This is a genomic window from Brevundimonas sp. 374 (assembly GCF_900102995.1).
Lineage (GTDB): Bacteria > Pseudomonadota > Alphaproteobacteria > Caulobacterales > Caulobacteraceae > Brevundimonas > Brevundimonas vesicularis_C.
Map to the genome: position 1 here is coordinate 110,124 of NZ_FNKT01000001.1, position 14,659 is coordinate 124,782.

The following is a 14,659-nucleotide window of genomic DNA, read 5'->3' on the forward strand; positions in this document are numbered from 1 at the left end:
TCCGCGCCAAGCCATTCTGTCAGGAAGATGAACAGACCGGCAGGCATTAGGGTCATGCGCTGAATCGTATGAAGTGCGATGACCCGCATTCAGACCGCACGTTTCGCTATCGGCCAGATCGTCCGCCACCGCGACGACGCCTTTCGTGGCGTCGTGATGGATGTCGATCACGCCTATGAGGGACCGGCCGGTGAAAGCGGCCTGGTCAGGCCGGACCAGCCCTTCTACCGCGTCTTCGCCTTGGGCGATGATGGCGGCTTTGTCGCCTACGCCGCCGAGGGCGCTCTCGAAGATGGCGATTCCGTGCTGCTGACCGACGACGCCGAGCGGTGGTTCACCACCGACGGCATGGGCCACCACGCACCGCTGGATGAACGTCTGCACTGACGGTTGGAAGCCGTGGCGGCTCCGGGCTAGGATGGCGGCAAAAGAGGAATACGCCATGTCCGACTTCGAACACGTCTTCGAAAAGCCGCCCGAGGGCGCGGCCGCCGACTGGACCATTCCCCAGAACTGGGCCGCCTATACCGAGGTCGAGCACCAGACCTGGGACACGCTTTACGCCCGGCAGATGAAGATCCTGCCCGGTCGCGCCTGCGACGCCTTCATGCGGGGACTGGACGCGCTGGATTTGAACGCGGGCGGCATTCCCGACTTCGACGTGATCAATCCCAAGCTTCAGGCCCTGACCGGCTGGACGGTCGTCTGCGTGCCGGGCCTGGTCCCGGACGAGGTCTTTTTCGATCATCTGGCCAATCGCCGCTTCGTCTCGGGCCAGTTTATCCGCAAGCCGGACCAGCTGGATTACCTCCAGGAACCCGACATCTTCCACGACGTCTTCGGCCACGTGCCGATGCTGACCGACCCCGATTTCGCCGCCTACATGGAGGCCTATGGCAAGGGCGGTCAGCGGGCGGCCGGCCTGGGCATGCTGCCGAACCTGGCGCGCCTGTACTGGTATACGGTCGAGTTCGGCCTGATGAAGGAGGCGGACGGCCTTCGCATCTATGGCGCCGGCATCGTCTCCTCGGCGACGGAGAGCGTCTTTGCTCTGGACGATCCGTCGCCCAACCGCCTGGGCTTCGAGCTGGAGCGGGTGATGCGGACCCTCTACCGGATTGACGACTTCCAGCAGGTCTATTTCGTCATCGACAGCCTGGAAGCCCTGAAGGACGAGACGCTCAAGGACTTCGGGCCGGTCTATGCGGCGCTGAAAGGCAAGGACGACCTCGCCATCGAAACCGTCCTGCCGACCGACCAGGTCTTCACCCGCGGCACCCAGGCCTATGCCCAACGCGGCGGGCGGTTCGCGGCCTGATCGGCTTCAGGTATGGGTGATCAGGCTGTTATGCTTGGTGTCGCGCATGCGGATGAAGGTCAGCAGCGACAGCCCGATCATCCCGGTCACGTACCAGAAGAAGACGCTCTCGACGCCCGCGCCCTTTAGCCAGAGCGCCACATATTCCGCCGTGCCTCCGAACACCGCATTGGCGATGGCGTAAGGCAGCGCGACGCCGAGGGCGCGGATGTGGGCGGGGAACAGCTCGGCCTTCACCACCGCATTGATCGCGGTGTAGCCCGACACGATAACCAGCCCAGCTAGTGCCAAGAGGAAGGCGCCGAACGGGTTCTCGACCGTCGATAGGGTTGTCATGATCGGCACGGTGCACAACACCCCCAGCACGCCGAAAGCGATCATCACGGGACGCCGTCCCACCCTGTCCGACAGCGCGCCGACCGCCGGCTGAAGCAGCATGAAGATGAACAAGGCCGCCGCGCTGATTTCGGTCGCCGTGTTCTTGGAAAACCCGCTCGTATTGACCAGGAACTTCTGGAGGTAGGTCGTGTAGGTGTAGAAGGCCAAGGTGCCGCCGGCCGTCAGGCCCAGCACCATCAACGCCTCTTTCGGGTGTTTCAGGATCAACTGCACGGCGCTGGATTTCGGGGCGTCCTTGGCCTCGGTCGCCTTATGCGTCTCGTCCAGCCGGCGACGCAGCCAGAAGACGACGACCGCCAAGCCCGCGCCGACGAAGAAGGGAATGCGCCAGCCCCATGACGCCAGCGCCGTCTCGCTGAGCGTGTTCTGCAGCACGATCAACAGCAGCAGGGCGATCAATTGACCCGAGATCAGGGTGACGTACTGGAAGCTGGACCAGAAGCCGCGGCGATGCGGCTCGGCCATTTCGGACAGATAGGTGGCGCTGGATCCGTACTCCCCGCCGACGCTCAGCCCCTGCAACAGCCGTGCGAACAGCAGCAGCGCCGGCGCCGCCAGGCCGATGGTGGCATAGCCGGGCGTCACGCCGATGATCAGCGAACCCGTGCACATCAGGGTCACCGAGAGGGTCAGCCCCGCCTTGCGACCTTTGCGGTCGGCATAGACACCCATGATCCATGCCCCGATGGGCCGCATCAAGAAGCCCACCGCAAAGACGGCGGCGGCGCTCAGCAGTTGCGCCGTCGGGTCTTCGCTGGGGAAGAAGACGGGCGCGAAATACAGGGTGAAGGCCGCATAGGCGTACCAGTCAAACCACTCCACCAGATTGCCGGCCGATCCGCCGACGATATTTCTCAATCGGCGGGCGGGGCTCATGGGCGCTGTGGTCGTCATGGCCGGATCAGCCTCTCTGGAAGGGGTAGAAGTCGGTTCCGAGGTTCAGGATCGTCGTCAGTTCGTCCAGCGCGCTGCGGCTTTCGACCAGCAAGTGGGGGTCGGCGAGATCGGCGGGGCGCAGTTCGTCGCGGTACCAGCGCCCGGCCCAATCCGACAAACGCGCATGCAGGTCGTCCGTAAGGCGCATGGCCGGGTTCGTCGCCGCCAGCTCGGCCTCGGTCAGGACGACGCGCAGCCGCAGGCAGGCCGGTCCGCCGCCGTTGCGCATCGACTGGCGCACATCGACATACTGCACCCTTCCGATCGGACCGTTGGAGGCGGCCAGCGCTTGCGCCACCGCATGGCTGCGTGGGTTGTCGCGGGTCTCGGTCGGACAGATCAGGGTCAGTCGATCCTCGCCCGGAACCTGGATCAGCATGGAGTTGAACAGATAGCTCGAGATCGCATCGGCCAGCGGCAGGTCGGCGGACGAGACCTCGACGAAGATCGGCTCGAACAGACCATCGGCCGCGCGGCGAATGGCGGCCTGGGTTGCGGCCGTGTCCTCGAACGCCAGCTCGTGGAAGAACAAGGTGTCCAGCGCCCCGACGCAGACCACATCGTTGTGGAAGGTGCCGCCCGCGATGGCGGCGCGGGATTGCTGGGCCAGGACCGGCCGTCCGGCTTCGTGGCGCCGGACGATGGCTTCCGACGCTTCGCGCGTCTGACGGGCCGGGAAGGGGCCGTCCCAAGGCTCGAACGCCTCGCGACCCCAGACCAGCAGATTGACGCCGCGGCCGCCATGTTGGGCGCACAGGCGGACGTGGTTGGCGGCGCCTTCGTCGGCCAGATGCGCGACCGCGGGCAGGGCGTCATGGACGGCGAACCGGCTGGTATCGGGAAACAGGGCGTCCAAGGCGCGCTTCGTTTGCCGGTGCTCCAGGCTGCGATGCAGATTGGTGTGCAGATTGGCCGGCGTGAAATGCACCCGACCGTCGGCGGCGTCGGCGCTGGGCGTCACGGTCGCGGCGTTGGCGGCCCACATAGGCGAGGCCGAACAGGCGGCGGCGGCGAACGACGGCGCGCTCCGCCAGGCCCGCTCCAGGACCTGGGCGTCCGATCCGGTGAAACCCAGGGTCCGCAGGAAGGGAATGTTCGGTCGCTCATGCGGCGGCAGGACGAACTGGGGCAGACCCAGGTCCGCCAGGGTCTTCATCTTGTCGAGGCCCTGAAGCACGGCCGCGCGCGGGTTGGACGCCTCGCCCTTGTTCAGGCTGGACGCCAGATTGCCTGGCGACAGCCCGGCGTAGGAATGTGTCGGCCCGATCAGACCGTCGGCGTTGGCCTCGACAGCGCTAATCATCGCAATCCCTTGATCTCGCCTTCGATGTTGGCGACGGCGTCGGCCTCGAAACTGGCGACCGGATAGGCGCAATAGTCGGCGGCGTAATAGGCGCTGGGCCGGTGGTTGCCGCTGGCCCCCAGTCCGCCGAACGGCATGTCACCGGCGGCGCCCGTCGTCGGCCGGTTGAAGTTGACCACGCCGGCGCGGATGCGGCGGATGAAGTGGTCCCAGTTCTTCGGATCATCGCTGACCAGACCGGCGGACAGGCCGTAGCGGGTCGCGTTCGCCGCCTGGATCGCCGCCTCGAACGACCCGACGCGCGTCACCGACAGGAAGGGAGCGAACATCTCCTCGTCCGGCACATCGACCCCCGTCACATCAATGATGGCCGGCTTGACGAAGGCGCCGGGCAGGTTGGCGACGGGGCCCGAGGCGCGGATGACCTTGGCCCCCATGTCGATCCGTTCCTGCAACGCCTTCAGCGCCGCCTCGGCCGCGCGCGCCGAGATCAGCGGCCCGGCATAGGGTTCGGGATCGCTGTCCCATGGGCCTAAGATCAGCCGGTCGGACAGGGCGGCGATGGCTTCGATGATGGCATCGCCTTGCGGCCCTTCCGGCACGATCAGGCGACGTGCGCACGAGCAACGCTGGCCGGTCGTGATGAAGGCGGATTGAACGGCGATGCCCGCGACGGCCTCGGCGTCCGCTGCGTCCCACACGACCAGCGGATTGTTGCCGCCCAGCTCCAGCGCCAGGATGACATGAGGATCGTCGGCGAACTTCCTGCGGAAATGCGCGCCCGCCGCGCCCGAGCCGGTGAACATCAGGGCGTCGATGCCGGCGTCCAGCAGGGCCGCGCCCGTCTCACGCCCCCCCTGGACCATATTGACCACGCCGGTGGGCAGATCGGCGGCGGCGAAGGCTTCGGCCATCACCTGACCGACCAGGGGCGTTTCTTCCGACGGCTTGAAGACTACCGTGTCGCCCGCCAGCAGGGCGGGGACGATATGGCCGTTCGGCAGATGGCCGGGGAAGTTGAACGGGCCAAGCACCGCCGCGACGCCGTGCGGTCGGTGCCGCAGGGTCGCGCGGCCGAACGCCGTGTCGCTGGTGCGTTCGCTGGTGCGCTCGTCATAGGCGCGGACCGAGATGTCCACCTTGCCGATCATGGCGGCGGCCTCGGTCTTGGTCTCCCACAGCGGCTTGCCGGTCTCGCGCGCGATGGCCTCGGCGATCTGGGGTGCGCGGTCTTTCAGGACGGCCTGATAGCGTTTGACCGCATCGATCCGTTCGGCGCGCGGTGCATCGGCCCAGGCGGGGAAGGCGGTGCGGGCGGCGTCGACGGCGGCTTGGACCTGGGCCGGGCTGGCGGCCTCGCCTTCCCAGTTGGTCGCTTCAGTGGCGGGATCGGTGGAGGTGAAACGGGTCATGATTTTACTCGCACAGTGTCTCCGCTGCGCACCTTGAGCGCGGCGGCGGTTTCGGCGGTCAGGCGAACGGCCTCGCCATCGATGTCGGCCTTGGCGCGAACGGCGCGGAAGGCGGCGACGCTGTCGGTCGAGATCAGGGCCGGCAGTTCGGCCTCAACGCCCTCGACGATCTGGACCATCAGGCGCCGGGCGTCGCGCACGGTCCGGATATTGTCGCGCCCGCATGCGACGGTCGGACCGGCGTCGAAGATGTCGACCAGACCATTGGGCCGGAAGCCCTCGCTTTCCAGCAGGGCCATGGCCGGCACGCCTTGCGGATGGACCTTGCCGATCACCGCGCGGGCCGGCTCGGGCAGCAACTCGGTATAGATCGGGTGGCGCGGCGCCAGGTCCAGGATGAACTGCTTGTCCGTCGAGCCGGTCATCCGGTCGGCGTGGTCGAACTCCATCGGGAAGAATTTGTGCGCCACATGGTCCCAGAACGGGCAGGCGCCGTCGGGCGTGAAGACGCCGCGCAACTCCGCCAACACGTTGTCGGCGAACAGCTCGGGCTGTGCGCCGATCAGCATATATCGCGACTGGCTGAGCAGACGGCCCGCGCCGCCCTTTCTCCGATCCGCCTTCAGGAACAGCGACCCAACCTCGGTCCAGCCCGTGCATTCATTGACCAGAACCAGGGTCTGATGATCCAGCTTCACCCCCAGCGAGGGCGACTGGACGGTGTTGTTGACGACGCGGAACGAGAAGAAGGGTCGCTTCAGCCCCACCGTCGCCTTGACCGAGCCGACACCGTCGATGTCGCCCGTGTCGCCGTCTTCCAGCATCAGGGTGTACCAGGCCTCTTGCCAGGGCACGCGACCTTCGAAGCTCGCCTGGCTCAGCTCCAGCCGATCGGCCAGGGCGTCGGGATCTTCAGGCAGGCTGGTGAAGCCGGGGCCGGACAGGATGGCCAGTTCCAGCAGATGGTCGAGATCGGCGGGGCCGGCAGGACGGACGACAAGCATTCTACAGGGTTTCCATCCGCAGGGATTTCAGTTTGGCCGCATCGATTTCTCCCGACGCGATCTTGCACAGGATCAGGGCGCTGAGCTGCGCGCGTTCGACGAAGCTGTCGGGCCAGGCGAACTCCTGATCCGAATGGATGTCGCCGCCGCGGACGCCCAGGGTGTCGATATTGGGCAGGCCTGCGGCGTGCAGGTTGTTGCCCTCGCACACTCCGCCCGACGGTTTCCAGGCGATGGGTTGGCCCAACAGGGCGCCCGCTTCCTTCACCGCTTCGAACAGGGCGGTCTGGGCGGCGTCCATCGGTTTGGGCGCGCGGGTGAAGCCGCCGTGCAGATCCAGCGTCAGGCCCTCGAACGGCGGTGTCGCGGCGATGGCCCGCACGGATGCGTCGATCCAGTCGGCCGCCGCTTTGTCCGGCACCCGGACGTTGAACCGCACCACGGCGTTGTCGGCGACGACGTTCAACGCGCCCCCGCCCGAAATCTTGGCGACGTTGACGGTGACGCCCTCGTGCTGACCGTTCAGTCCGTGCAGCGCGGCGGCGATGATGGCGGCCCCGGCCACAGCATTGCGGCCTTCGTCGAAGGCGCGGCCGGCGTGGGCGGCGCGACCCGTCACGATCAGATGATAGTTGCCGCTGCCCTTGCGCGCGCCCGCCAGCGTGCCGTCCGCCAGCGCCGGCTCGTAGGTCAGACCGACATGGCCGCGCGCGCCCAGTTCGGCCAGCAGCGGGGCAGACGCCGGTGAGCCGATTTCTTCGTCGGGGCTCAGCAGCACGGTCCAGCCGACGCCGTGTCTGTCAGGATGGGTCTCGAACGCCTCCAGCGCGGCCAGAAGCACGCTGATCCCGCCCTTCATGTCGGCGACGCCCGGCCCGTTCAGGGCGCCGTCGGCCCGCGTGGTCACGGTCTGGAACCGGCTGTCGGCGGGGAAGACGGTGTCATAGTGGCCGGTCAGCACGACCTGGATGGGCGCATCCGGTCGGGCGGTGATCTTCAGCGCGTCGGCATGGGCCTCGGTCCGCACCGATCCGTCGTCGGCGATGGTGGTCGAGCCCTGTGTCGGGAGGCGTTCGACGGTGGCGGACAGGGCGCCCGCCGCCGCTTCCAGAACATCCAGAACAGCATTCAGACCGGCGGCGTTGCGGCTGCCGGAGTTGATGTTGGCCCAGTCGATGGTGCGGCCGATGATCGTCTCGCGTCGCGCGGCGACGTGGTCGAGGACGGCCTGGTCCGAGGTCAGAATCCGCATCGGCCGGACCCTAGACGCCTCGACCCCAAAGGTGAAGGTCGGGGCCTGTAAGTCGTCGCCGATCACCGCTAGGTTCCGCTCGAAACGAGGGCCCCAATGCAACGCAACAAGATTGACCTTTGGCTCCGCGCCATGAACCCGCTGAAGCTGCCGCGCGGCATGGCCGAGGCCCAGCGTTCGGCACGCTCGATGGTGATCGGCCTGGTCATCGCCCTGATCGTCGGCCTGATCCCGACCTGGTGGATGTTCACCTCGGGCTGGTTCGAGACGGCGATGAGCGCGGAGTACGCCAAAATGGGTCTGTCGGCGGATCAGTTGGCCATGCAGCAGGAGATGATGAAGGTCATGTGGCCGTTCGCCATCGCCTCTGGCGCGATCTTCTCCGTCCTATTCTATGCTGTCGTGGCGGTGGTTCAGTGGCGCATGATGACGCGCGCCATCCCGATCATCATGCTGGCGCTGATCGCCTACAGCGTAGTGGCCAATCTGGGGATGCGGCTGCTGGGGACCCTGCCATCGCCGGACCTTCCGCTGTGGATCAACCTGACGACCTGGCCGGCCATGCTCGTGTCGGGCGTGATCTATGTCGCGTCGCTGCAGGGCGCCATGCTGCTGCATCGCCTGAAGCAGGAGGCGTGATGTCGGTCGTCCTCTACCACAATCCGAAATGCAGCACGTCGCGCAACGCCCTCGCTCTTCTGCGCGAACAGGGCGTCGAGCCGACGGTCGTCGACTATCTGAAGAGCGGATGGGATCGCGAGACGCTTGAACGGTTGGCGTCCAAAACCGGCTTCGGTTTGTCCGGCCTGCTGCGTAAAAAGGAGGCCGACGCCAAGGCGCTGCTGGACGCCGGCGCAGACGACGAACCCATCCTGGCCGCAGCGATCACGCAGCCGATCCTGATCGAACGTCCGATTGTCGAAACCCACAAGGGCGCCGTCATCGGCCGACCCGTGGAGCGGGTGCTGGAGGTTCTCTAGCGACAGCTCCGACAAAGCGGCCTAGCGGTTGCGACCACCCCGGTTCGGACGACGGTCGCCCGCCTCGCGGCTTTCGTGACGCCAGCGGATCGACAGGCTGGTCTGGCCTTGGCCGCCGAACTGCGAGGCGATGGCGACGTTGCGCCGAGGCTGCCATTCGACCTTGACCGCCGCGCCATTCTGACCGCCGCCGATGACCTCCAGATAGACGTCGTCGGTGATGTAGCGACCGCCTGCAACCGTGACCGCTGACGCGTCGCCGCCGAAGGACAGCCGATCCAGCCCCGCCAGTTCGCGCAGGTTGCCGATCACGTCGAACCCGCCGCCGCCCGCCAGGGCCGCGACCCCGGCCGCCAGCTGGGCCGCCTCAAAGGCCGACAGCTGCGACGCCGACCGTCCGAACAGCACCTGCGACAGGATTTCGTCTTGGGGCAGGGACGGGGTGGATGTCAGGGCGATCTTGGGTTCGGCGGCCGTTCCGGTGACGTTGATCGAGGCGGTCAGGGCCGCGTCCTCGCGCGTCGCCGCCAGGTTCAGACGGATCTGCTTGGGATCGGTCGACAGGGTGACGCGACCGGTGTCGTCGAACACAAACCGCTTGCCCGCGAACTCATAATCGCCGCGCACCACATTGGCCGTGCCGGTCAGCTGCGGCTGGGCGATCGTGCCGCGCACCCGGGCGTTCACGTCCAGGATCACGTTCAGGCCGCGACCGTTGACCCGCACCTTGCCGCCGCTGGATCGCAGAACGATGTCCATGCCGATCTGCGGACCGCGCGCCTTCTGCTCGGTCTCCTCCGGATCGCCGCCGGGACGATTGATCTCGACCACATCCATCGAGACGATGCCGGTCGCGCCGGGCAGTTCTGGTTCGATCTTGGCCTCGTCGATGTCGATGCGGCCGCCCAGCTGGATGTTGCCGTCGGCGCCGCGAACGATGGTGATCGGGCCCGAGGCGCGCGCTTCGGCGATATCGTTGTCGATGACCCGGAACCGGCTCAGCGTCAGTTGCGCGTTCGATCCGGAGCCTTGGCGCAGACCGATGCGGCCCTGGCCGGACACCGTGCCGCCCTTGCCGTCATTGGCCGTGAAGGTCTCGATCTGGGCGGCTGTGTCGTCGAACCGGGTCCGCAGCGTCAGGTCGCTGAGCACCAGACCGACCGCATTCTCGCGATAGGAGCCTTGGCTCAGATCGAACCGGCCGTTCAGACGCGGCGCGTTCAGCGTCCCGCCGATCGTCGCCTGAGCCGCCACCTGGCCGGCCAGACTGCGGTCGCCGCCCAGGAACAGGTCCCAGATCGGCTGGATCTGCCCATTGATCGACACCCGGCCCGACATCTCGCGCGTCCGGGCGATGGCCAGCCGCAGCGGCGCGGCCGAGGCCTCGACCGGCAGGACGACGTCAGCCGAGGCCTGAACCGCGCCCTCGTCGACTGCCGTCGCCTTGATGCTCAGCCGGTCGCCCGCCAGGGTCGCGTCCACGCGTCCGTCGACGGCCAGGCCGCGCGGCGCGTCGATGCTGCGCACGTTCTGAAGGGCGATATTGGCCGTACCCGACAGATCGCTGCCGGTGCCGCGCAGGGCGACCTGGCCCGTCACGCTGCCGCGCAGTTCGGGAGAGATCGAGCCCAGATCGACCTGCGTCAGGTCGGCTTGGATCGCCGCGGCGCGCGCATCCTGACGCAGGTCGGCCAGCAGCACGCCGCCGCCCACGCCCAGATCCAGGTGCGCCGTGCGCGTGGCCCCGTTCAGAGTGATCGAGGCCGGGCTGCGGGTCGTGAACGCCACCTCGCGCACCCGTCCGCCGCCGCGCAGCGTCAGGCCGTGGGTCGTGTTCTGACGCGAATAGACGCCCGTGCCGTTAAACTGGGCCGGGTTTGGGCCGCCCACGTCCAGCGCCAGGGTGAAAGGCAGGTTGTTGAGGGTGCCGCGCCCGTCCAGATCCAGCTTGCGAATGATCCAGCTCTGACCCGCCAGCCGGACATTGCGGCCGCTGACGTCCAGAATGGCGCTGTCCGATCCGCCGCCGTCGGTCAGCCGCACCCGTCCGTTGGCTTCGCCCGAAGCCAGGAAGGCCCCGGCGCGCGCCGAGAAGGTCAGGTCCGCGCTGGAGGGAATGCTGTCGGACAGGGCGATGGCGCCCCTGGCCGTCACGCCGCCGGCGTCCACGTCCAGATCGCTGAGCCGAATGCGTTTGCCGCCCAGGAAGAAGTTGCCCGAGGCGCGCGCCGGACCATAGTTGGAGCCGCTGACCACCGAAATCCGGCCGTCCGACGCATCCGCGCCCTTGCGGAAGCTCAGCGTCAGGTCGGCGTTGTTCAGCGTCAGCGCGCCGGCCGTCACCTGCTGGAAGCCAGCGGTCAGATCGACGCGCGGCTGGGCCAGGGTGCCGGTCAGGGCGCCGCGTCCGTTCATGTCGCCGCCGATCTCGACCGGCCCGGCCGCGAACGGGCCGCGCGCATTCCAGTCCAGCGCCAGCCTCAGCTTGCCGGCGGTTTCGATGATGCCCTTGGCCCCCGCGCGCCCGGCCGCGCCGGTCAGTTCGCCGCGCTCGACCTCGATGCGTCCGCCGTTCAGCTTGCCGGCCAGTTGCAGGCGCGGCGTCTTGCCGAGCAGGCGATCCAGTTCGTCCAGACCGACAGTCAGATTGCGGCCCCGTCCGTCGAAGTTCAGCACCCACGGCGCGCCGGCCCGCGCCGACGAGGCCCGGATCGGGCCGCCGAAGGCGCCGCGCGCGTCGGGCAGCACCCGTCTGGCGTCGGTCAGTTGCGCCTCGCCGCGGAAGTTCATCCCGCCCAGCAGATTGCGCGAGCCCGAGCCGTTCAGCGTCAGGCCCTGGCCCTGCAGATCGACCTTGGTCAGCAGGATGGCGCCATCCTTCATCCGCGCCGCCTTCATTTGTACGCGCGGGGCCGGCCCCAGGAGACCGCCGATGATGCCTTCGCCCGATCCGCCGTTCGCACGAATGTCGCCGTCCAGATCGATGCGGCCGTTCTTGACTGCGACGTTCAGCGGTCCGGCGATGCGCGTGGCGCGATAGCTGGCGACATTCGCGTTCAGCAGGGTGACCTGGCCGTCCAGCGTCCAGGTCTGGGCGTCGCCCTTGAACAGGCCGGAATAGGCCGCTGGTCCGGCCACATCGGACCCGACCAGCCGGCTCAGCGAGGCCGTCTGAATGTTGAGGCTGATTCCATCGGGTGAGCTGCGATCGGAGTTGCGGATCAGGCCGCGCGCCTCTGACTGGACGTTGTCGGAAATCAGCTTCCACGCCACGCCCTGGCTGGCTTTGTCCGGCGTCGGGACCATGGCGAAGCCGAACCGCGCAGTACGACCGATCTTCGTGACGAAGGGCGCCAGCAGGTCCGAGTTGCTGAAGTCGGCGAAGCCCGCCACGCGCGAGCCCTTGTCGCCAAAATGGCCCTGGACGATCAGGGGGACGAACTGTCCCGTCTGGACCCGTGCATTGACGACATCCGCGTTCAGAACCGCGACCGCCGAGAACGGCTGATCCGGCGAATAGCCCAAGGCGCCGGCCAGCGGTCCGCCCTGAGCCTCATTGGCGCGCAGGTTCAGGCGCGTATCTTCGAGTTTGCCCCCGAAGGTCGCCGCCAGACGCAGGAAGTCGCCCGGCCGGTTCAGGCTGTCGGCGTTGACCGTCGCGCTCTTGGCCCCGGCGCGTGGCAGGCTGGCGCTCCCCGACAGGCTCCAACGGCCGTATTCCTTGGAAAAACCTTCCATCAGTTCGATGTTGGCCGCGAACTTGTCGATGCGGACCGAGATCGGCTGAGGGCTGGGCGGTTCGCCAGTGGGCGGCTCGACAACGGGCCGACGAAGGACGCGAATGGTCTCGGCCTTGATGTCGTTTGCATGGAAGCTGCGGCCCAGCAGGGCCAGATACGACCAGTCCATGCTGAGGTTGTTCGCCTCCAGCCAGATGCCCTGACTGTCGGCCAATGTGATGCGGTCGATGGTGAAGTCGCTGAGCAGATCGCCCTTCAGCCCATAGACCTTCAGCCGGCCGTAGCGGCTGATCTTCAGGTCCTGAAGCCGTTGCAGCACCATGTCGCGACCGCCGTCCGAGGCGATGTAGTAACGCCCTCCGACCAGGGCGGCGGCGATCAGCACCAGCAGTCCGGCCAGCACGACGCCCACGCCCAGGGCGATGCGTCTGATCAGCCCGCGACGCGGCTTTGCGGGCCGCGCCGCCTTGGCGGGCGTCGTGTCTTCAGGCGTGGTTTCGGGCGGTGTATCGGTCAAAACGCCTGCCCGATGCTGATGTAGATCTGGAAGGCGGAATCGCCCTCACGCTTGTTGAGCGGCATGGCGACATCCGCCCGGATCGGTCCGAACGGCAGCATGTAGCGCACGCCCACGCCCGCGCCGTAGCGCATGTTGGTCAGGTTCGGCGTCTCCTGGAAGCCCACGGACCCGGCGTCGACGAAGGCGACGGCCTGGAAACTCTGACCGATCGACTGGCGCACCTCGAACGAGGTTTCGAACAGCGACAGACCGCCCCGCGGCGTGCCGTCCGGCAGCTGCGGATTGACGTTCTGGTACGAATAGCCCCGCACCGAACCGCCGCCGCCGGAATAGAACAGACGGTCGGCCGGCACGTTCAGCTCGCTGCCGCCGACGATGGAGCCGAGCTTCATGCGCCCGGCCAGGATGGTGCGATCACCCGCGACGGGGAAATAGGCGGTGCCTTGCGTTTCGGTGCGCAGGAACAGGATGTTGCTCTCGCCGGTCACCGCCGTCGGCTGAACCGCCAGATTGACCCGCCAGCCCTTGGTCGGGTTCAGCGGATCGTTGGAGCGGTCGATGTAGGCGCTGGTCCGCGCGGTGATGATGGCCAGATCACGGTCGAAGGTCACACGCTGCGGGGGCAGGGTGGTGAAGTCGTAGCGGGTCTCACTGTAGCGCCCGGCGTCCAGCCCGATTCCGTAGTTGAAATAGGAGGTCTTGCCGATCCGCTGTTGCAGGTCGGCGTACAGAACCACGGCGGTGCGCAGATAGGCGTCGGTGTCCTCGTTGACGACCGCCGCGCCCAGCTTCAGCGTCCGGCCGGGCCGACGCCAGTGGGGCAGTGACAGGTCGGCGCCGATCCGGCTGTCGATGTCGGCCAGTCGCGCCTCCAGCCTCAGGGTGTCGGCGCGGCCGAAGCGATTGTAGCGGGTCTGGATCACGTCCACGCCCGCGCCCTCCGCCGTCGACCAGGTGGCTCCGGCCTCCAGCACGCGACGGGGCCGGTCCTGCAGACTGACCACCACGGGGCGATGACCGTCGGCGGTAATCTGATCCAGCGGCGACAGGGCGACGCTGACGCCGTCATAGACGCCGGTGTCCAGCAGCCGGCGTTCCAGCTCCGCGACCATCTCGGGATCGTAGCGATCGCCCTCGTTCCACGGCGCAAGGCCCGCCACCCAGGCGGGATTAGTGCGGCCCTGGCTTGTCAGACGCACGCCGTCCAGACGCACCAGCGCGCCGGAGGCGATGCGATATTCCGGCGCGACGGTGAAGGCCGCGTGATCCACCACGACACGGCGCGGATTGGCCTTGGCGTCGGCATAGCCGTCACGCACCAACGCCGCCACGGCCCGACCTTCGCCCGATATGACGTCTGCCGCCCGCCCCGGATCGCCGGCCTTCAGCGCGATCGCAGTCTTCGCCTTGTCCGCCGCCTGGACCTCCGGCGCGGGATCGGCCCACTGGATCGTCGGATCGGTCAGCAGGAAACGGCGCCCCGGTTCGACCGAGACCACCGCGATCGGCGTCTCCTCGCCCTCGACGATGTCTTCGACGACCGGTTGATAGTAGCCTTCGGACCGCAGCAGGGCGGTCGCCGAGGTCACGGCGCTCTCGGCGCGACGACGGGCCTCGAAGCGGCTGGCCGGCGCGCCGTCAACCTCGCCCACGGCCCGCTCCAGCGCCCGCCGCAGATCGCCGTCCATGTCGCCCCGGATCTGCGCGCGGGGTTCCGCCGCCGCTGCATGGGCGCAGGCCGAAAACGCCGCGAGGGCGACCAGCAGGGTAGGCCTGAACGTCAAACTCGATCTTT

General features: G+C 67.7%; 11 protein-coding genes. 4 read left to right on the top strand and 7 right to left on the bottom strand.

All coding sequences use genetic code 11. The features are described 5' to 3' along the window. Positions 1-78 precede the first annotated feature (78 nt). Together hspQ and phhA are read left to right on the top strand one after the other, a co-directional pair. Positions 79-387: a heat shock protein HspQ gene (gene hspQ / locus BLR19_RS00490; protein WP_091745943.1), complete on the top strand. Its 309-nt coding sequence runs from the start codon at positions 79-81 to the stop codon at positions 385-387. 55 nt (positions 388-442) lie between these two features. Then, entirely contained in the window at positions 443-1,318 is an 876-nt protein-coding gene (gene phhA, locus BLR19_RS00495; protein ID WP_091748993.1) for a phenylalanine 4-monooxygenase, read from the top strand. 6 nt (positions 1,319-1,324) lie between these two features. On the opposite strand, the gene BLR19_RS00500 is transcribed toward phhA, so the two are convergent. From BLR19_RS00500 to BLR19_RS00520, 5 genes are read right to left on the bottom strand one after another with little or no spacing between them, the layout of a single operon-like run. Then, positions 1,325-2,611 (bottom strand): MFS transporter, encoded by a 1,287-nt coding sequence (locus tag BLR19_RS00500; RefSeq protein WP_091745945.1) that lies wholly within the window; start codon positions 2,609-2,611, stop codon positions 1,325-1,327. A gap of 7 nt (positions 2,612-2,618) precedes the next feature. Then, positions 2,619-3,956, bottom strand: a complete 1,338-nt coding sequence (gene astB, locus BLR19_RS00505; RefSeq protein ID WP_091745947.1) for an N-succinylarginine dihydrolase — start codon at positions 3,954-3,956, stop codon at positions 2,619-2,621. Then, positions 3,953-5,368 carry a succinylglutamate-semialdehyde dehydrogenase gene (gene astD, locus BLR19_RS00510; RefSeq protein WP_091745949.1) on the bottom strand — a complete coding sequence of 472 codons (1,416 nt, stop codon included), beginning with the start codon at positions 5,366-5,368 and terminating at the stop codon, positions 3,953-3,955. Before astD ends, astB begins: the two co-directional genes overlap by 4 nt. Then, on the bottom strand, positions 5,365-6,372 hold the full coding sequence (locus BLR19_RS00515; RefSeq protein WP_091745951.1) for an arginine N-succinyltransferase: 1,008 nt from the start codon (positions 6,370-6,372) through the stop codon (positions 5,365-5,367). Before BLR19_RS00515 ends, astD begins: the two co-directional genes overlap by 4 nt. 1 nt (position 6,373) lies before the next feature. Next, a complete protein-coding gene (locus tag BLR19_RS00520) occupies positions 6,374-7,624 on the bottom strand; it encodes a hydrolase (RefSeq protein WP_091745954.1) in 1,251 nt (416 codons plus the stop codon). A gap of 96 nt (positions 7,625-7,720) precedes the next feature. Here BLR19_RS00520 and BLR19_RS00525 point away from each other — a divergent pair, with 96 nt between their 5' ends. Further along, positions 7,721-8,263, top strand: a complete 543-nt coding sequence (locus tag BLR19_RS00525) for a hypothetical protein (protein WP_091745957.1) — start codon at positions 7,721-7,723, stop codon at positions 8,261-8,263. Then, on the top strand, positions 8,263-8,604 hold the full coding sequence (locus BLR19_RS00530) for an arsenate reductase family protein (RefSeq protein WP_091745960.1): 342 nt from the start codon (positions 8,263-8,265) through the stop codon (positions 8,602-8,604). The genes BLR19_RS00525 and BLR19_RS00530 overlap by 1 nt, the downstream gene beginning before the upstream one ends. Before the next feature lie 21 nt (positions 8,605-8,625). Here the strand turns inward: BLR19_RS00530 and BLR19_RS00535 are convergent, their stop codons facing one another. Continuing rightward, a complete protein-coding gene (locus tag BLR19_RS00535; protein ID WP_091745963.1) occupies positions 8,626-12,861 on the bottom strand; it encodes a translocation/assembly module TamB domain-containing protein in 4,236 nt (1,411 codons plus the stop codon). Beyond that, positions 12,858-14,648 (bottom strand): autotransporter assembly complex protein TamA, encoded by a 1,791-nt coding sequence (locus tag BLR19_RS00540; RefSeq protein ID WP_091745966.1) that lies wholly within the window; start codon positions 14,646-14,648, stop codon positions 12,858-12,860. The genes BLR19_RS00535 and BLR19_RS00540 overlap by 4 nt, the downstream gene beginning before the upstream one ends. Positions 14,649-14,659: the final 11 nt, after the last annotated feature.

Coding starts and splice junctions, on each gene's coding strand:
- hspQ (WP_091745943.1), top strand. CDS start 79: ATGACCCGCATTCAGACCGCACGTTTCGCTATCGGCCAGATCGTCCGC.
- phhA (WP_091748993.1), top strand. CDS start 443: ATGTCCGACTTCGAACACGTCTTCGAAAAGCCGCCCGAGGGCGCGGCC.
- BLR19_RS00500 (WP_091745945.1), bottom strand. CDS start 2,611: ATGACGACCACAGCGCCCATGAGCCCCGCCCGCCGATTGAGAAATATC.
- astB (WP_091745947.1), bottom strand. CDS start 3,956: ATGATTAGCGCTGTCGAGGCCAACGCCGACGGTCTGATCGGGCCGACA.
- astD (WP_091745949.1), bottom strand. CDS start 5,368: ATGACCCGTTTCACCTCCACCGATCCCGCCACTGAAGCGACCAACTGG.
- BLR19_RS00515 (WP_091745951.1), bottom strand. CDS start 6,372: ATGCTTGTCGTCCGTCCTGCCGGCCCCGCCGATCTCGACCATCTGCTG.
- BLR19_RS00520 (WP_091745954.1), bottom strand. CDS start 7,624: ATGCGGATTCTGACCTCGGACCAGGCCGTCCTCGACCACGTCGCCGCG.
- BLR19_RS00525 (WP_091745957.1), top strand. CDS start 7,721: ATGCAACGCAACAAGATTGACCTTTGGCTCCGCGCCATGAACCCGCTG.
- BLR19_RS00530 (WP_091745960.1), top strand. CDS start 8,263: ATGTCGGTCGTCCTCTACCACAATCCGAAATGCAGCACGTCGCGCAAC.